The sequence below is a fragment of the Streptomyces sp. NPDC048603 genome (genome assembly GCF_043199475.1).
In the GTDB taxonomy this organism is placed as follows: domain Bacteria; phylum Actinomycetota; class Actinomycetes; order Streptomycetales; family Streptomycetaceae; genus Streptomyces.
Map to the genome: position 1 here is coordinate 75287 of NZ_JBICVY010000012.1, position 17368 is coordinate 92654.

At 70.6% G+C, this 17368-nt stretch carries 16 protein-coding genes and 1 riboswitch; of the genes, 6 read left to right on the top strand and 10 right to left on the bottom strand.

Features of this window, described 5'->3' with window-relative positions:
* The first annotated feature begins 86 nt into the window (after positions 1-86).
* Positions 87-1319: a serine hydrolase domain-containing protein gene (locus tag ACGFQ9_RS28370; protein WP_393577670.1), complete on the top strand. Its 1233-nt coding sequence runs from the start codon at positions 87-89 to the stop codon at positions 1317-1319.
* Here the strand turns inward: ACGFQ9_RS28370 and ACGFQ9_RS28375 are convergent.
* The 3 genes from ACGFQ9_RS28375 to ACGFQ9_RS28385 all read right to left on the bottom strand — a co-directional run bounded on the left by ACGFQ9_RS28375 (position 1264) and on the right by ACGFQ9_RS28385 (position 4546).
* Positions 1264-1755: a hypothetical protein gene (locus ACGFQ9_RS28375; protein WP_393577671.1), complete on the bottom strand. Its 492-nt coding sequence runs from the start codon at positions 1753-1755 to the stop codon at positions 1264-1266. The two genes, ACGFQ9_RS28370 and ACGFQ9_RS28375, sit on opposite strands and share 56 nt — an antisense overlap.
* A gap of 77 nt (positions 1756-1832) precedes the next feature.
* Positions 1833-3011, bottom strand: coding sequence for a PotD/PotF family extracellular solute-binding protein (locus ACGFQ9_RS28380; RefSeq protein ID WP_393577672.1), 1179 nt, complete (start codon positions 3009-3011; stop codon positions 1833-1835).
* 95 nt (positions 3012-3106) lie between these two features.
* Entirely contained in the window at positions 3107-4546 is a 1440-nt protein-coding gene (locus ACGFQ9_RS28385) for a gamma-aminobutyraldehyde dehydrogenase (RefSeq protein WP_393577674.1), read from the bottom strand.
* Positions 4547-4715: 169 nt separating this feature from the next.
* On the opposite strand from ACGFQ9_RS28385, the gene ACGFQ9_RS28390 reads away from it, so the two are divergent.
* The 5 genes from ACGFQ9_RS28390 to ACGFQ9_RS28410 all read left to right on the top strand — a co-directional run bounded on the left by ACGFQ9_RS28390 (position 4716) and on the right by ACGFQ9_RS28410 (position 9655).
* Positions 4716-5219 (top strand): Lrp/AsnC family transcriptional regulator, encoded by a 504-nt coding sequence (locus tag ACGFQ9_RS28390; RefSeq protein ID WP_393577675.1) that lies wholly within the window; start codon positions 4716-4718, stop codon positions 5217-5219.
* A complete protein-coding gene (locus ACGFQ9_RS28395; protein WP_393577676.1) occupies positions 5204-6583 on the top strand; it encodes an aspartate aminotransferase family protein in 1380 nt (459 codons plus the stop codon). Before ACGFQ9_RS28390 ends, ACGFQ9_RS28395 begins: the two co-directional genes overlap by 16 nt.
* Before the next feature lie 199 nt (positions 6584-6782).
* Positions 6783-7535: an ABC transporter ATP-binding protein gene (locus ACGFQ9_RS28400; RefSeq protein WP_393577677.1), complete on the top strand. Its 753-nt coding sequence runs from the start codon at positions 6783-6785 to the stop codon at positions 7533-7535.
* On the top strand, positions 7517-8614 hold the full coding sequence (locus tag ACGFQ9_RS28405) for a hypothetical protein (RefSeq protein WP_393577678.1): 1098 nt from the start codon (positions 7517-7519) through the stop codon (positions 8612-8614). Before ACGFQ9_RS28400 ends, ACGFQ9_RS28405 begins: the two co-directional genes overlap by 19 nt.
* A 132-nt stretch (positions 8615-8746) precedes the next feature.
* A complete protein-coding gene (locus tag ACGFQ9_RS28410) occupies positions 8747-9655 on the top strand; it encodes a hypothetical protein (protein ID WP_393577877.1) in 909 nt (302 codons plus the stop codon).
* Positions 9656-9660: 5 nt separating this feature from the next.
* On the opposite strand, the gene ACGFQ9_RS28415 is transcribed toward ACGFQ9_RS28410, so the two are convergent.
* From ACGFQ9_RS28415 to pyrH, 7 genes are all read right to left on the bottom strand, one after another.
* Positions 9661-10719: an ABC transporter ATP-binding protein gene (locus ACGFQ9_RS28415; protein ID WP_393577680.1), complete on the bottom strand. Its 1059-nt coding sequence runs from the start codon at positions 10717-10719 to the stop codon at positions 9661-9663.
* Positions 10719-12332, bottom strand: coding sequence for an ABC transporter permease (locus ACGFQ9_RS28420; RefSeq protein ID WP_393577879.1), 1614 nt, complete (start codon positions 12330-12332; stop codon positions 10719-10721). Before ACGFQ9_RS28420 ends, ACGFQ9_RS28415 begins: the two co-directional genes overlap by 1 nt.
* A 71-nt stretch (positions 12333-12403) precedes the next feature.
* Complete coding sequence (locus tag ACGFQ9_RS28425; protein ID WP_393577682.1) at positions 12404-13501, bottom strand: thiamine ABC transporter substrate binding subunit; 1098 nt, start codon at positions 13499-13501, stop codon at positions 12404-12406.
* Between the two features lie 87 nt (positions 13502-13588).
* Positions 13589-13699, bottom strand: a riboswitch (TPP riboswitch).
* Positions 13700-13719: 20 nt separating this feature from the next.
* Entirely contained in the window at positions 13720-14832 is a 1113-nt protein-coding gene (gene rlmN, locus ACGFQ9_RS28430; RefSeq protein WP_393577683.1) for a 23S rRNA (adenine(2503)-C(2))-methyltransferase RlmN, read from the bottom strand.
* A 106-nt stretch (positions 14833-14938) separates the two neighbouring features.
* Complete coding sequence (locus ACGFQ9_RS28435) at positions 14939-15919, bottom strand: phosphatidate cytidylyltransferase (RefSeq protein WP_393577685.1); 981 nt, start codon at positions 15917-15919, stop codon at positions 14939-14941.
* Positions 15919-16476: a ribosome recycling factor gene (gene frr / locus ACGFQ9_RS28440; RefSeq protein WP_393577880.1), complete on the bottom strand. Its 558-nt coding sequence runs from the start codon at positions 16474-16476 to the stop codon at positions 15919-15921. Before frr ends, ACGFQ9_RS28435 begins: the two co-directional genes overlap by 1 nt.
* A 67-nt stretch (positions 16477-16543) precedes the next feature.
* Positions 16544-17323 carry a UMP kinase gene (gene pyrH / locus ACGFQ9_RS28445; RefSeq protein ID WP_393577686.1) on the bottom strand — a complete coding sequence of 260 codons (780 nt, stop codon included), beginning with the start codon at positions 17321-17323 and terminating at the stop codon, positions 16544-16546.
* Between the last annotated feature and the right edge of the window lie 45 nt (positions 17324-17368).

Below are 17368 nucleotides of genomic sequence, written 5' to 3' on the forward strand. Positions count from 1 at the left end.
TGGTGGTGATGCCCCGGCAGGGCGCTGACCTGCAGCATTGAGGTCGTCGGGCAAGAGGGTCCGACACTTCGCAGGGGGAGCACACCATGAACGCACGCAGGCGCACGCTGATCGCCGCCGCTCTCGTCGTGGGCCTCGCGGCGGGGCCGGTTGCGGCCTCGGGGGCGGTGGCGGCCGGCAGGACGCCGACGGCCGTGGCCGCGGCACCCGCACCGGTCTTCACCAGCCCGCCGAACGCGGCGGCGCTGGAGCGAGCGATCGCCGGGCTGGGCGCGGACCATCCGCACGCGACGGCCGCGCTGGTCCGGGTGAGCGGTACGGCCGGCAGCTGGCAGGGCTCTTCGGGGGTGGCGGACATCCGGACCGGACGCCCGGCGATGGAGCAGGGCCGGTTCCGCGCGGGTTCGGTGACCAAGACCTTCACTGCGGCGGTGGTGCTCCAACTGGCGGCCGAGGGACGAGTGGATCCGAACCGGCCGGTGCGGGACTACCTGCCGGATCACATCCCGGCGGCTTACGCGCAGGTGACGGTCCGGCAGCTGCTGAACTACACGAGCGGGCTGCCGGTGGCCGACGGGCCCGGCGATTCCTTCCAGAGCCAGTGGGAGCACCGGTTCGACGTCGTCGACCCGCGGGCTCAGATCGCCAACGCGGTCGCCAAGGAGCGGGAGTTCGCCCCGGGCGAGGCACAGCACTACTCGAACATCAACTACACGGTGCTGGGGGTGCTGATCGAGAAGCTGACCGGGACGACGTACGAGCGGGCGGTCGAGCAGCGGATCGCCAAGCCGCTGGGGCTGCGCCACACCTGGGTGCCGGGACGGACGGAGGTCCGAATCCACGGGCCGCACAACCGGGGCTACCAGGCGGTCGCGCGGCCGGACGGCTCCGTCGAGCGGCGGGACGTGACGGTGTGGAACCAGTCGGACCGCTGGGCGGCCGGCGGCCTGATCTCCACCACGGAGGATCTGGAGCGGTTCACTCAGGAGCTGTTCGCGGGGAGAGTCGTGCCCCGGCCTCAGTTGGAGGAGATGTTCACGGTTCCACAGGTGCGGGACATATCGGGGAAGGAAGCCACCCGTTCGGCCGGACTGGAACTGAAGCGGCTTCCGGACGGCACCGAGGTGTGGGGCAAGGGGGGCGGGCGGCCCGGCTACAACACCGGCATCGGAGGGGTGCGGGACGGTTCGCGCGTGGTGGTGTACTCGGTGAACTCCCTGGACGCCAAGGCCATCACGCCGAGCCCGGTGGCGACGGCCGTCGTCATGGCAGCGCTGGCACCGCAGGAGCCGGGGCGGTCGCCGCTTCCAGGCGCTTGATGCCGCGGCGGAGGACCAGCAGCGGGATCACCCCGAAGACCCCGAAGGACATGTCGATGACGCTCCACCAGAAGGGGATGCCGCGGATCGGGCCGCAGATCAGGGCCAGCGGGATGATGCCCGCACAGGCGATCATCCCGGCCTCGACGATCCAGATGTTGCGCACCGGGTCGCGGTGGACGCCGTAGAAGAAGACGGCGATGACCAGGTGTGCGAAGGCCAGCCAGTCGGTGCCGTAGAGGAGGAAGGGGTATTCGGCGTCGGCCCGGTCGAGCCCATCGGTGACGCGCTGGATCCAGGCGTTGTCCACCAGGGAGTTGAGCCAGTGCAGCTCGGTGACCAGGGGGAATGCGGTGGCTCCGCTGAGGACCAGGCAGACCAGGAAGAGGGCCAGCCAGATACGGATGCGCCGAAGCAGGGCGCTGCGCTCGCTCATGGCAGCACCCTACGCCGATCTTCTGAACATGTTCAAGAAAAATCCTGAACGCGTTCAATGCGAACGGCACGTTCGGTTCAGAGGCCGACGATGGCGTTCCAGCGCTTGGCGAGGGACCGGCGCTCGGCCGCGGAGATGTCGCGGGCCACGGCGAGCCGCTTGCGCATGTCCCCGTCGGGGAAGATCAGCGGGTTCTCGGCCAGTTCGGCGGTCTCCTTGTCCTCCGCGGCGGCCAGCACCTCGCGGGCGGCGGGTACCGGGCACACGTAGTTGACCGAGGCGGCGAGCTCGGCGGCGACCTCCGGGTCGTAGTAGTGGTCGATCAGGGCCTCCGCATTGGCCTTGTGGCGGGCCTGGTTGGGGATGAGCAGGCTTTCCGCCCAGAGCTCGGCACCCTCCTCGGGGATCACGAACTCGATGTCGGGGTTGTCGGCCTGCAGCTGGATGGCGTCACCGGAGTACGCCTGGCAGGCCAGCACGTCCCCCTTGCTCAGATCGGAGGTGTAGTCGTTTCCGGTGAAGCGCCGGATGTGCTTCTTCCGCACCAGCCGCTCCACCTGGTCGCAGACCCGGTGGAAGTCCGACTCGGTCCAGCGGGTGACGTCCACCCCGTTGCCCTGCATCAGCAGCGCGAAGGACTCGTCCAGGCCGGAGAACAGGGTGACCTTGCCGGCCAGGTCGAAGTGCCAGAGGTCGTTGACGGAGCGGATCTCCCGGCCGAGCGCCTTGCGGTTGTAGGCGATGCCAGTGATCCCCGACTGCCAGGGCACGCTGTGCCGCCGGCCCTCGTCGAAGGCGGGTGCGCGCAGCTGCGGGTCCAGGTGCTCGGCCACGTTGGCCTGGCCGGAGCGGTCCATCTCCTGGGCCCAGCCGAGGCGGACGAACCGGGCCGCCATCCAGTCGCTGACCACCACCAGGTCGTGGCCGGTCTCCTGGTGGTTCATCAGGGCCGGGCCGACCTTGCCGAAGAACTCGTCGTTGTCGTTGATCTCCTCCGTGTAGCGGACGGCGATCCCGGTCCGCTCGGAGAAGGACTCCAGCGTCGGCCGCTTCGTCTCGTCCTCTTCGTCGGTGTCGATGTAGAGGGGCCAGTTGGCGAAGGAGACGCTCTTGTCCCGGCCGGACCGGTCCTGTCCGGACCGGCGGTCCTCCGGGACGTATGCGGCGGGAACACCGCAGCCGGCGAGGGCGGACACCAGGCCGGCGGCACCGAGGCCGCGCAGCACCGAGCGGCGGGTGAAGGGGAGTTCTGGCATGGCCCAAGGCTCCGGGAACGCCGCGGGGCGGGCAATAGACATTGTGTCTACTGCCCGCCCCGTCAGGACTCAGCGGTGATCAGTCGGTTGACCGGTCAGCCGTCGAGCGAGGTCATCACGTGCTTGATGCGCGTGTAGTCCTCGAAGCCGTAGGCGGAGAGGTCCTTGCCGTAGCCGGACTTCTTGTAGCCGCCGTGCGGCATCTCGGCGACCAGCGGGATGTGGGTGTTGATCCACACGCAGCCGAAGTCGAGGTTCTTGGACATCCGCATCGCGCGGGCGTGGTCCTTGGTCCACACCGAGGAGGCGAGGGCGTACTCGACGTCGTTCGCGTACTGCAGCGCCTGGGCCTCGTCGGTGAACGACTGGACGGTGATGACCGGGCCGAAGACCTCGTTCTGGATGATCTCGTCGTCCTGCTTCAGGCCCGAGACGACGGTGGGGGCGTAGAAGTAGCCCTTCTCGCCGACCTGGTGGCCGCCCGCCTCGACCTTGGCGTGGGCGGGGAGGCGCTCGATGAAGCCCGCGACCTGCTTGAGCTGGTTGGGGTTGTTCAGCGGGCCGTACAGCACGTCCTCGTCGTCCGGCTGGCCGGTCTTGGTGTCGGTGGCGGCCTTGGCCAGCGCCGTCACGAACTCGTCGTGGATGGACTCGTGGACGAGCACGCGGGTCGCGGCCGTGCAGTCCTGGCCGGCGTTGAAGTAGCCCGCCACGGCGATGTCCTCGACGGCCTTGGCGATGTCGGCGTCCTCGAAGACCACGACCGGGGCCTTGCCGCCGAGCTCCAGGTGGACGCGCTTGACGTCCTTGGAGGCGCTCTCGGCGACCTGCATACCGGCCCGCACCGAGCCGGTGATGGAGGCCATCGCGGGGACGGAGTGCTCGACCATGGCCTTGCCGGTCTCACGGTCACCGCAGATGACGTTGAAGACGCCCTTGGGCAGGACCGAGTCGATGATCTCGGCCATCAGGACGGTGGAGGCCGGGGTGGTGTCCGAGGGCTTCAGCACCACGGTGTTGCCCGCGGCGATGGCCGGCGCGAACTTCCACACGGCCATCATCATCGGGTAGTTCCACGGGGCGACCTGGGCACAGACGCCGACCGGCTCGCGGCGGATGATCGAGGTCATCCCGTCCATGTACTCGCCGGCCGAGCGGCCCTCGAGCATGCGCGCCGCACCCGCGAAGAAGCGGATCTGGTCGACCATGGGCGGCAGCTCCTCGCTGGCCGTGAGGCCCAGCGGCTTGCCGGTGTTCTCGGACTCGGCGGCGACGAGCTCCTCCGCGCGCGCCTCGAAGGCGTCCGCGATCTTCAGCAGCGCCTTCTGGCGCTCGGCGGGCGTCGTGTCGCGCCAGCCCGGGAAGGCCGCGGCGGCGGCGGCCATGGCGGCGTCCACATCGGCCTGGCCGGACAGCGGGGCGGTCGCGTACACCTCGCCGGTGGCGGGGTTGACCACCTCGGTGGTCCGCCCGTCGGCGGCGTCCTTGAACTCCCCGCCGATGTAGTTGCGCAGACGACGCAGTTCGGTGGTCACTACACCCACACTCCTGATCAATGTCCAACGGTTGAGACAACTACCCCAGCCTAGCCCCTCAGGCGACGCTTTCGACAGAGCAAGACACGAGGATCTACGAAATCAGTGAGATTCGCTCCGATGGACAACGGATTTCATTGAATCCGGGTTGCGGAACAGACGACTCCTCGTGCACAGTGATGCCGTGGTCAGTCGAAGCGCAGATTCCAGGAACAGACAACCGTCCCCTTCGGTCGATGCTGTGTCCCTGGCGATCATCGAGCAACTGCAAGAGGACGGCCGCCGTCCCTACGCCGCCATCGGCAAGGCCGTGGGCCTGTCCGAGGCAGCCGTGCGCCAGCGCGTGCAGAAACTGCTCGACCAGGGCGTCATGCAGATCGTCGCCGTCACCGACCCGCTCACCGTGGGCCTCCGGCGCCAGGCGATGGTCGGGATCAACGTCGAGGGAGACCTCGACCCGGTGGCCGACGCACTGACCGCGATGGCCGAGTGCGAGTACGTGGTGATGACCGCGGGCTCGTTCGACCTGATGGTGGAAATCGTCTGCGAGGACGACGACCACCTGCTGGAAACCATCAACAAGCGGATCCGCACGCTCCCCGGCGTGCGATCGACCGAAAGCTTCGTTTACCTGAAGCTGAAGAAGCAGACCTACATGTGGGGAACCCGATAACCGTGACCCAGGACCTGTCCAAAACCGCGTACGACCACCTGTGGATGCACTTCACCCGCATGTCCTCGTACGAGAACTCCCCCGTCCCCACCATCGTGCGGGGCGAGGGCACCTACATCTACGACGACAAGGGCAAGCGCTACCTGGACGGTCTCGCCGGACTGTTCGTGGTCAACGCCGGACACGGCCGCAAGGAGCTGGCCGAGGTCGCCTACAAGCAGGCCCAGGAGCTGGCGTTCTTCCCGGTGTGGTCCTACGCCCACCCCAAGGCCGTCGAGCTCGCCGAGCGCCTGGCCGACTACGCCCCCGGCGACCTGAACAAGGTCTTCTTCACCACCGGCGGCGGCGAGGCCGTCGAGACCGCCTGGAAGCTCGCCAAGCAGTACTACAAGCTGCAGGGCAAGCACACCAAGTACAAGGTCATCTCGCGTGCGGTCGCCTACCACGGCACCCCGCAGGGCGCCCTGTCCATCACCGGCCTGCCGGCCCTGAAGGCCCCCTTCGAGCCGCTGGTCCCCGGTGCCCACAAGGTCCCGAACACCAATATCTACCGCGCCCCGATCCACGGAGACGACCCCGAGGCCTTCGGCCGCTGGGCCGCCGACCAGATCGAGCAGCAGATCCTGTTCGAGGGCCCCGACACCGTCGCGGCCGTCTTCCTCGAGCCGGTGCAGAACGCCGGTGGCTGCTTCCCGCCGCCGCCCGGGTACTTCCAGCGGGTCCGCGAGATCTGCGACCAGTACGACGTCCTGCTCGTCTCCGACGAGACGATCTGCGCCTTCGGCCGACTCGGCACGATGTTCGCCTGTGACAAGTTCGGCTACGTGCCGGACATGATCACCTGCGCCAAGGGCATGACCTCGGGCTACTCCCCGATCGGCGCCTGCATCGTCTCGGACCGTATCGCCGAGCCGTTCTACAAGGGCGACAACACCTTCCTGCACGGCTACACCTTCGGTGGCCACCCGGTGTCCTCGGCGGTCGCGATCGCCAACCTCGACATCTTCGACAAGGAAGGCCTGAACCAGCACGTGCTGGACCAGGAGGGCAACTTCTTCAACACCCTGAAGAAGCTGCACGACCTGCCGATCGTCGGCGACGTCCGCGGCAACGGCTTCTTCTACGGCATCGAGCTCGTGAAGGACAAGAACACCAAGGAGTCCTTCACGGACGAGGAGACCGAGCGCGTGCTCTACGGCTTCCTCTCCAAGGCGCTCTTCGACAACGGCCTGTACTGCCGGGCCGACGACCGCGGTGACCCGGTCATCCAGCTGGCCCCGCCGCTGATCGCCGACCAGGGCACCTTCGACGAGATCGAAGGCATCCTGCGCTCGGTGCTCACCGAGGCGTGGACCAAGCTCTAGCCAGAGCGCTCTGACAGGAGCCCAGAGCTCCAGGCAGAGACCGCCGCCGTCCCGGCGCCGCACACGGCCCGGATCCTCCGTTCGAGTGGGAACGGCAGGGTCCGGGCCGTGTGCTGTGGGCATTCGAGGCGATTGTCGGATTGGATGACGTTACGGCGCCAGTGACCGATCGGGCTCCGCTTCGTTCCCCCGGACGGAGGTGTACGCCATGGTGGCTCCCCCGGACAACGATGTGCTCTGGGCACGGTCCCTGCACTACTCCCACGACGGTTCGCCGGGAATCGTCGGCGTCTCGGCCGGCGTCCGCGAAGGCGAGATCCTCGCCGTCACCGGACCGCGCGGATCCGGCAAGACCACTCTGCTGCGCTGTCTCTCCGGACAGCTCCGCCCCGACCAGGGCGAGGTCTGGTTCAACAGCGTGCCCGTGCACACCATGGGCGACCTCTCCCGGGAGCGGCTGCGCCGGGACCGGTTCGGCTGGATCGGCCCCGAGCCCCACCTGATGCCCGAACTGAACGTCTGGGAGAACGCGGCCCTGCCCCTGCTGATCGCCGGGGTACCGCACCGCACCGCCAAGCGGACCGCGATGGACTGGCTGGACCGGCTCGACATGGGCGCCTTCGCCCGCAAGCGGCCGCGCGTCCTGAACCGGGCCGAGTGCCAGCGCGTCGCCCTGGCCCGGGCCCTGGTCAACGAACCCACGGTGATCTTCGCCGACGAGCCCACCGCCCCGCTGCACCGCGCCGAGAGCGCCACCCTGCTGCGCACCCTGACCACGGCCGCCCGCTCCCACTCCATCACGGTGCTGCTCGCCACCCACGACCCCGAGGTCGCGGAGGTCGCCGACCGCCGGACGGCCCTGCTCGACGGCCGCCCCGACGCGGCCGCCCCGCGGGAACCCGGCCACCCCGACGCACCGGAAGGGCGCCCCGAGTGCTCGCTCTCCGCCTGACCCGGGGCTCCGGCCCGCTGCTCCAGCTGCGCCGGCTGCTGGTCGCCGCCGCCTCCGCCGGCACCGGATACCTGCTGCTGTGCATCCTCGCCGACGCCGCGGCCGCCAACGGCCCGGCCGAGGCTGCCGGATCGTTCCCTCGCCTGCTGTGGGCCCTGGTCCCGCTCGCCGTCACCGTGCAGCTGGCCGTGGCCGTGGCCCGTACCGACCCTGCCACCCGGCCCCCCGACGCACTGACCGCCGTGGGGCTGGGCCCCGTACGGACCGCCCTGATCTCGGCCGTCTCCACCGCCGTCGCCTGCACCCTGGGCAGTGCGGTCGCCCTCGCCGTCTTCCTGCACCTGCGCGGCGACCTCACCGGACTGCCCTTCGACGGAGCCGGGTCCGCGACCCTGCACGCGGGCCTGCCGCTGCCGGTGGCCGGCGCGCTCACCCTGCTGGCCCTGACCCCGCTGGCCGCGTCCGCCGCCGTCGCCCTCGTCCTGCGTCCGCACACCGCGCGCACACCGCGCACACCGCAGGCCGGGCTTCCCTGGGGGGTCGCGCTCACCGCCTGCGGACTCGCCGCCGAGGCGTACGCCGGCCGCGGCACCCCGGGCGCACTGGCCGGCTGGTCCCTGACCGCCGTCGGGCTGGCCCTCGCCGGGCCGGGCCTGACGCACGCCTGCGGGACCGCGGTGCAGGCCGCCCGGCCCGGCGCGCTGCGGCTGCTGGCCGGCCGCGCGCTCCAGGAGGAGGCCGGCCGGGTCGGCGGCCCGCTCGGGGTGACCTGCGCGGTGGCCGCCGGCGGGCTCAGTGCCCTGGCCCTGTCCGGGACCGGCGGGACGCTCGTGCCGCTGGGCCCGCTGACCGGCCCGGCCGCCGCGCTGGTCGCCGGGTGCGCGGCAGCCTCCCTGATCACCGCCGGCGTCGAGGTCCGGCAGGCCCGGGCGCAGGCCCGGCAGACCCTGCTGGACCTGGGCACCCCCGTCCGGATGCTGCGTACGGCGGCCACCCTGCGGGCGGCCGCGCTGCTGGCGCTGTGCCTGCCGCTCAGCTGGGCCGTGGCCCAGCTGACGGCGGTGGCGCTGAGCCGCTGACCGGCAGACCGATCTCCCGCTGGTCCCCCGCCGGCCTCCCACCGATCTCCCCACCCCCGGGAGGCAACTTCGGGGCCCGTTCACACGTCTGGCAGAGGTACGCACAACCTGCCAGACGTGAACGGAGCCATCGTGCTCATAGGCTTGCTGACCGCTGTCGCGGCGTCCATCTGCTACGGCACCGGATCCGTGCTCCAGGCGGTGGGGTCCCGCCGGGCCGCCCGCGAGAACCCCGCCGCCGCGGGGGTCACCGCACACGGCGGCCCCAACCTGACCTCCACCGCCAAGGCCGCGATGACCTGGGAGTTCATCCTCGGCACGGTGCTGGACTTCGTGGGCTTCGGGCTGGGTGCGCTGGCCGCCCGGCTGCTCCCGCTGTTCCTCTCCCAGACCGTGATCAGCGCCAACCTGGTCATCACGGCGGTGCTGAGCGTGAAGATGCTCGGGATCCGGCTGAGCCGGAAGGAGTGGGCGTCGATCGCCACCGTTTGCGTGTCCCTGGTGCTGCTGGCCACGGCCGCGGGGCACGAGGGCAGCGGCCACACCGACCGGGCCACCCACTGGTGGCTGCTGGCGGTGACCCTCCTGATCATCGTGGGCGGGACGGTGGCCGTACGGTTCCTGGGCGCACGGGCCGCCATCCTCGCCGGCCTGCTCTCCGGCCTGGGATTCGGCGCCCTCGGCGTCGGCGTCCGTGTCCTGGACGGGGTCGACCCGTTCGATCCCGTCACGCTGCTCACCGACCCCGCGCTGTACGCGATCGTGGTGGCCGGCGCCGGCGGCATGTACCTGCACACGATCGCCCTGCAGATCGGCTCGGTGAACGGCGCGACGGCCGCCCTGGTCGTCGGCGAGACGGTCCTGCCGGGCGCCATCGGCGTCCTCTGGCTGAACGACGCCTCCCGCCCCGGCTTCGCCTGGCTCGCCGTGACGGGCTTCGTCCTGGCCGTGGCCGGCGCGGTGGCGGTGGCCTGGTTCGGCAAGCACGGCGCCCCGGCCGGGCAACCGGAGCCGGAGCCTGCCCCGGCTCTGGTTCCCTAGCCGCGCTACTCCGCCGGGAGGAGCACCACGTCCGAGGGGGCGAAGGACACCGAGACCGCGGCACCGACCTCCGGGGCCTCCGCCAGCTCGCACTCCGCCTCCAGCCCCGGACCGGAGTCCGGGCGGAGGGCGACGGCCACGTGGGTGCCGCGGAACGTCCGGGACTCCACCACGCAGTCCAGGCCGGACGGGGTCAGCAGGACCCCGCCCGGACGGACCAGCAGGCGGCACTCCCCCGCCGGGGCGTCCGCCGGGACCGGTATCCGGCCCCACGGGGTGGTCGCCGTGCCGTCGGAGACGGTCGCCGGGACCACGTTCTCGAAGCCGAGGAAGCGGGCGACGAACTCCGAGGCGGGACGCTGCCAGACCTCCAGCGGGGTGCCGACCTGGGCGATGCGGCCGTCACGCATCACCACCACGCGGTCGGCGAGAGCGAAGGCCTCGCCCTGGTCGTGGGTGACGGCCAGGACGGTGGTGCCCAGCCGGGAGAAGAGCGACCGGAGTTCCACGACGAGACGTTCCCGCAGTCCGCGGTCGAGCTGGCCGAGCGGCTCGTCCAGCATCAGCAGGCGCGGGGAGGGGGCCAGCGCCCGGGCCAGCGCGACCCGCTGCTGTTCGCCGCCGGACAGCGAGGCCACGGCCCGGCGCTCCGCCCCCGGCAGGCCCACCAGTTCCAGGAGTTCGGCGACCCGGGGCCCGTAGGACGCCTTCGGAGATCCGGCCATGCGCAGGCCGAAGGCGACGTTGCCGCCGACGTCCCGGTGCGGGAACAGCTGGTGGTCCTGGAACATCAGGCCCACCCCGCGCCGGTGCACCGGCACTCCGGCCTGGTCCGCGCCGCCGAGCCGGACCCGGCCGGCGGAGACGGGCTGCAGGCCGGCGACCACCCGCAGCAGGGTGGACTTGCCGCTGCCGCTCGGGCCGAGGACGCACACGATCTCGTGCTCGGCGACGTCCAGGCGGACCGAGTCCACCACGGCGCGCTCGCCGAAGCGGACGGTGACGTCGTCGAGCTCCAGCAGTCCGGCCCCGGCCGCGGCGGACTTCCCGGGCTGTTCTCGCATCAGAATTCTCCGGAGGTCTTGTCGGGCCGCAGCCGCTCCAGCACCAGCAGCGACGCCGCACACACCAGCATGAGGATGGTGCTCAGTGCCATGGCCTGGCCGTAATTGAGCTCACCCGCACGGCCCAGCAGCCGGGCCACCGCCACCGGCAGCGTCGGATTGTCCGGCCGGGCGATGAACACGGTCGCCCCGAACTCGCCGAGGGAGACCGCGAAGGCGAATCCGGCCGCGATGAGCAGGGCCCGGCGGACGAGCGGCAGGTCGACCTCCCGCCAGGCCCGGAACGGGGACGCGCCGAGCACCGCCGCGGCCTCGCGCAGCCGCGCGTCCACCGCCCGCAGCACCGGCAGCATGGTCCGTACGACGAAGGGCACGCCCACCAGGGCCTGGGCCAGCGGCACCAGGATCCACGAGGTCCGCAGGTCCAGCGGGGGTTCGTCCAGGGTGATCAGGAAGCCGAAGCCCACGGTCACCGCGGACACGCCGAGCGGGAGCATCAGCAGGGCGTCGAAGCCGCGTACGAAGGGTCCCGCGCGCCGGGTGAGGGCGGCCGCGGCGAGCCCGCCGATCAGCAGGGCGATGGCGGTGGCGGCCAGCGCGTACTGCAGGGAGTTCCAGACGGCCTCCAGCGGAGCCACCACGAAGGTGCCGGTCGAGGCGGCGTCCTGGAGGGCGCGGTAGAAGCCGAGGCCGTAGCCGTCGGCGGTGTCGAAGGAGCGTTCCACCAGGACGCCCAGCGGCAGCACGATCAGCAGGGCCACGGTGAGCAGCACCCCGCCCAGCAGGGCCCACTGGCCCGCGCCGCGCGGCCGGTGCGCCGTGCCCGAGGGGTCGACCAGGCGGAGCGCGGTCTCCCGGCGGCGGACCGTCCGGGCGTGGATGGCGAGGATCAGGGCCATCGCGGTGAACTGGATCATCGTGAGCACCGCCGCCGTCGGCAGGTCCAGCAGCTGTGCGGTCTGCCGGTAGACCTCCACCTCCAGGGTGGCGTACGAGGGGCCGCCGAGGATCTGGACGACGCCGAAGGAGCTGAAGGTGAAGAGGAAGACCATCAGGGCGGCCGCGGCCACCGCCGGGGCCAGCGCGGGCAGCGTCACCCGCCGCCAGGCGGCGAACCGGCCGGCGCCCAGCACGCGGGCGGCCTCTTCCTGGCGCGGGTCGAGCTGGGCCCACAGTCCGCCGACGGTCCGGACGACCACGGCGTAGTTGAAGAAGACGTGCGCGAGGAGGATCGCCCAGACGGTGGTGTCCAGGCGGACGCCCCACAGTTCGTCCGTGAGTCCGTTGCGGCCGACCAGGGCCAGGAAGGCGGTGCCGACGACCACGGTCGGCAGCACGAACGGGACGGTGACCAGCGCCCGCAGCGCCTCCTTGCCCGGGAAGTCGAGGCGGGCGAAGACATATGCGGCGGGCAGGGCGATCAGCAGGGTGAGCAGAGTGGAGGCGACGGCCTGCCAGGTGGTGAACCAGAGCACGTCGGCGATGTCGGGGCGGCTCAGCACCTCGCCGATCCGGCCGAACTGCCACCCCTCGTCGGTCTTGAGACCGCGCCCGACGATCGAGCCGACGGGCCAGGCGAAGAAGACCGCGAAGAAGGCGACGGGCAGGGCCAGCAGGCCGAGCCGGAGCAGGGTGCCCCGGCGGGCGGCCGCGCGGTCCGCGGCCGCCGCCTTCCTCCCGTCCGCTACTTCACGACGAGCGACGTCCACGCCTGGACCCACTGCTCACGGTTCTTGGCGATGGTGTCCGGAGTGACGTTCTCCGGCTTCTCGATCACCACACCGTGCTTGGTGAAGATCTCCGGCAGCTTCGCGTCCTTGACGACCGGGTTCACGAACATGTTCAGCGGCATGTCCTCCTGGAACGCCTTGCCGATCATGAAATCGATGAACGCCTTGCCGCCGGCCTCGTTCTTCGCGCCCTTCAGCAGACCGGCGAACTCGGTCTGGCGGAAGCAGGTACCGGTGGAGACGCCCGTCGGGGCCTCGGCCGGCTGCGGCTCGGAGAACAGCACCTCGGCCGGCGGGCTGGAGGCGTAGGAGACGACCAGCGGCCGGTCGCCCTTGGCCTTCTGGCCGCCCGCGGAGCCGGAGAACCGCTCGTTGTACGCCTGCTCCCAGCCGTCGACGACCTCGACGCCGTTGGCCTTGAGCTTGCTCCAGTAGTCCTTCCAGCCGTCCTCGCCGTACTTGCCGACGGTGGCGAGCAGGAAGCCGAGGCCCGGCGAGGAGGTCGCGGCGTTCTCGGTGACCAGCAGGTTCTTGTACTCGGGCTTGACCAGGTCGTCCAGCGTCTGCGGCGGGGCGAGCTTCTTGTCCGCGAAGTACTTCTTGTCGTAGTTGACGCAGATGTCGCCGGTGTCGATCGGAGTGACCCGGTGCTCCTTGTCGAGCTGGTACTCGGCGCCCACGCCGGCCAGGCCCTTGGCCTCGTACGGGGTGAAGATGCCGTGGTCGAGCGCACGGGAGAGCAGCGTGTTGTCGACGCCGAAGAACACGTCGCCGCGCGGCTTGCCCTTGGTGAGGATCTCCTGGTTCAGGGCCGCGCCCGCGTCGCCGCTCTTGACCACCTTGACCGTGTAGCCGGTCTGCTTCTCGAACTCCTTCAGGATCTCCTTGGAGGGATTGAAGGAGTCGTGGCCGACGACGGTCACCGTCTTCGACGCCGGGCCGCTGCTCCCGGCGCCGTCCTTGTCCTTGGCGTCGCCGCCGCACGCGGTGAGCGTGGTCACGCCGAGCGCCGCGGCGAGCGCGGCCCCCGCGATCTTCTGGGTGGTGTTCACGGATTTTCCTCCTGGGATGACCAGGAGAAGACGCGGCCCCGCCCGGGTGCTCTTGAGGAGCGGGGCACCCGGGCAGGGCGCAACAGCTTGAGGTGGTGACCGAACTTCCTACCCGGAATGACCCGGGCGAGGTTCAGAGGGTCTGCGGCCTGACGGTTGCCGCACTCTCAGCGCTGTGGCGCTCCCCTGTCGGAATATGCAGATGTACGGGGGTCAGACTACCGTTCGCTCGCGGCGAGCTGTCCACACGCTCCGTCGATCTCCTGGCCGCGGGTGTCCCGGACGGTCACGGGGACGCCGTGGGAGGCGATCGCATCGACGAAGGCCCGCTCGTCCTCGGGGCGGGAGGCCGTCCACTTGGAGCCCGGGGTCGGGTTCAGCGGGATCAGGTTGACGTGCACCCGCTTGCCCTTGAGCAGCCGGCCGAGCAGGTCACCCCGCCACGCCTGGTCGTTGATGTCGCGGATCAGGGCGTACTCGATGGAGACCCGGCGGCCGGACTTCTCGGCGTACTCCCAGGCCGCGTCGAGCACCTCGCGGACGTTCCAGCGGGTGTTCACCGGGACCAGGGTGTCGCGCAGCTCGTCGTCGGGGGCGTGCAGCGAGACGGCGAGCCGGCACTTGAAGCCCTCGTCGGCGAAGCGGTGGATGGCCGGGACCAGGCCGACGGTGGAGACGGTGATGCCGCGCTGGGACAGGCCCAGGCCGTCGGGCTCGGGGTCGGTGAGGCGGCGGATGGCGCCGACCACCCGGTTGTAGTTGGCCAGCGGCTCGCCCATGCCCATGAAGACGATGTTGGACAGGCGGGCCGGGCCGCCGGGGACCTCCCCGTCGCGCAGGGCCCGCATGCCGTCGACGATCTGGTGCACGATCTCGGCGGTGGACAGGTTGCGGTCGAGGCCGGCCTGGCCGGTGGCGCAGAACGGACAGTTCATGCCGCAGCCGGCCTGCGAGGAGATGCACATGGTGACCCGGTCCGGGTAGCGCATCAGGACGGACTCCACCAGGGTGCCGTCGTGCAGCTTCCACAGGGTCTTGCGGGTGGTGTCGTCGTCGCAGGAGACGTGCCGAATGACGGACATCAGCTCGGGGAGCAGGGCCTCGCGCAGCTTCTCGCGCGCGGCGGCCGGGATGTCGGTCCATTCGGCGGGGTCGTGGGCGTAGCGCGCGAAGTAGTGCTGGGAGAGCTGCTTGGCCCGGAACGGCTTCTCGCCGATGGCGGCGACGGCCTCACGGCGCTCGGCCGGAGTGAGGTCGGCCAGGTGCCGCGGCGGCTTCTTGGCTCCGCGAGGGGCGACGAAAGTGAGCTCTCCCGGAGCGGGGCGGGCCATGGCAGGTACTCCTCTAAGACGAAAGGCGCGCTGCACCGGCAGCGCGCCTTTCCAGAGTACCGGGTGGGTCCCGTCCGGGCCCGGTTCGGCCGTTCGGGGGCCGGGGTCAGCCCGTCCCGACGAACAGGGCCAGCAGCAGCCAGACCACCGGGGCGGTCGGCAGCAGGGAGTCCAGGCGGTCCATGATCCCCCCGTGTCCGGGGAGCAGGGTGCCCATGTCCTTGATGCCGAGGTCCCGCTTGATCATCGACTCGCCCAGGTCGCCGAGGGTGGCGCTGACCGCGACCACCAGACCCAGGACCAGGCCCTGCCACCAGGTGCCGTCGTCGATCAGGAACTCCATGCACAGCGCGCCGGCCAGCATGGCGAAGGCCACCGCGCCGAACAGGCCCTCGCGGGTCTTTCCGGGGCTGATGCGCGGGGCCAGCTTGTGCTTGCCGAAGCGCCAGCCGACCGCGTAGGCACCGGTGTCGCTGACCACGGTGAGCACCAGGAAGGTGATCACCCGCTGCGGGCCGTCGTCGGCGGCGAGCAGCATGGCGACGAAGGTGGCCAGGAACGGCACGTAGAACGCGGCGAACACGCCCGCCGTGACGTCCTTGAGGTAGTCCTCGGGCGGCTCGGTCATCCGCCACACCAGCACCGCGAGTGCGGTCAGGGCCATGGCGACCCAGGCGCCCTCGGCACCCCGGACGTAGCCGGCGATGACCATGGCGGCGCCGCCCACCGCGAGCGGCACGAGCGGGGCCTTGATGCCCTTGCGCTCCTGCAGCCGCGAGGTGAGCTCCCACAGCCCGACGACCACGGCGACGACGATGACGCCGACGAAGACCGCCTTCACGATCAGCAGCGAAGCGAAGATGACGGCGCCGAGACCGACGCCGACCCCTATGGCGGCTCGCAGGTCACGCCCGGCGCGCTTCTTCGGCGGCGGCGAGGCGTCCTGCGGGGGCTGCGGGGGTGGCGTGGGCATGGGCTCCTGCAGCGGCGTCTGGGCGCGGAACGAGGGGCCGTCCGGAAGGACGGCCCCCCGATCATATGCGGGACCTGCCGGAACCGGCTCCGCCTCCCAAGGAGAGTCGTTCATCAGACCTCGAGGAGCTCGGCTTCCTTGTGCTTCAGCAGCTCGTCCACCTGCGCGACGTACTTCGCGGTGGTGTCGTCGAGCTCCTTCTCGGCGCGGCGCACCTCGTCCTCGCCGGCCTCCTTGTCCTTGACCAGCTTGTCGAGGGAGTCCTTGGCCTTGCGGCGCACGGAGCGGATGGAGACCTTGGAGTCCTCGGCCTTGCCCTTGGCGACCTTGATGTACTCGCGGCGGCGCTCCTCGGTCAGCTCCGGGAACGTCACACGGATGATGTTGCCGTCGTTGCTGGGGTTGACGCCCAGGTCGGAGTCGCGGATGGCCTGCTCGATGTTGCGCAGGGCGCTCTTGTCGAACGGCGTGACCACGGCCATGCGCGGCTCGGGCACCGAGAAGGAGGCGAGCTGGTTGATGGGCGTGATGGCACCGTAGTAGTCCGCCACGATCTTGTTGAACATCGCCGGGTGCGCACGGCCGGTGCGGATCGCGGCGAAGTCCTCCTTGGCCACCACGACGGCCTTCTCCATCTTCTCCTCGGCCTCGAGGAGGATTTCTTCGATCACCACGTGCTCCTGCATGTCAGATATGGATGGTTCGGGCGGGCGGGCCGGCATCGGCCCGGCTGAGCGTTCAGGCCCGGGTGCCCTGGTCGCTCACGAGCGTGCCGATCTTCTCACCCTTGACCGCCCGGGCGATATTGCCCTCGGCCAGCAGCTCGAAGACGAGGATCGGGAGCTTGTTGTCGCGGCACAGCGTGATGGCGGTGGCGTCGGCGACCTTGAGGTCGCGGGAGAGCACCTCGCCGTACTCCAGCGCGTCGAACTTCACGGCGTCCGGATTGGTCTTCGGGTCGGAGTCGTAGACCCCGTCGACGCCGTTCTTGCCCATGAGCAGGGCCTCGGCGTCGATCTCCAGCGCGCGCTGGGCGGCGGTGGTGTCGGTGGAGAAGTAGGGCATGCCCATACCGGCGCCGAAGATGACGACGCGGCCCTTCTCAAGGTGCCGTACGGCCCGGAGCGGGATGTACGGCTCCGCGACCTGGCCCATGGTGATGGCGGTCTGGACGCGGGAGTCGATGCCTTCCTTCTCCAGGAAGTCCTGGAGGGCGAGGCAGTTCATGACCGTGCCGAGCATGCCCATGTAGTCGGACCGGGCCCGGTCCATGCCGCGCTGCTGCAGCTCGGCGCCGCGGAAGAAGTTGCCGCCGCCGATGACGACTGCGATCTCCGCGCCGTCGCGGACCACGGCCGCGATCTCGCGGGCGATGGCGTGCACGACGTCGGGGTCGACACCCAGGCCGCCGCCGCCGGAGAAGGCCTCGCCGGACAGCTTCAGCATGAAGCGGCGGCCCTTCTTGTCGTGGTCGCTCTTGTCGTCGGAAGCGGTGTGGGGGTCCACGCCCTGATTCATGGAGATCTCCTCGTGCACATACGAAGAAGGCCATTGCCGGGGTCC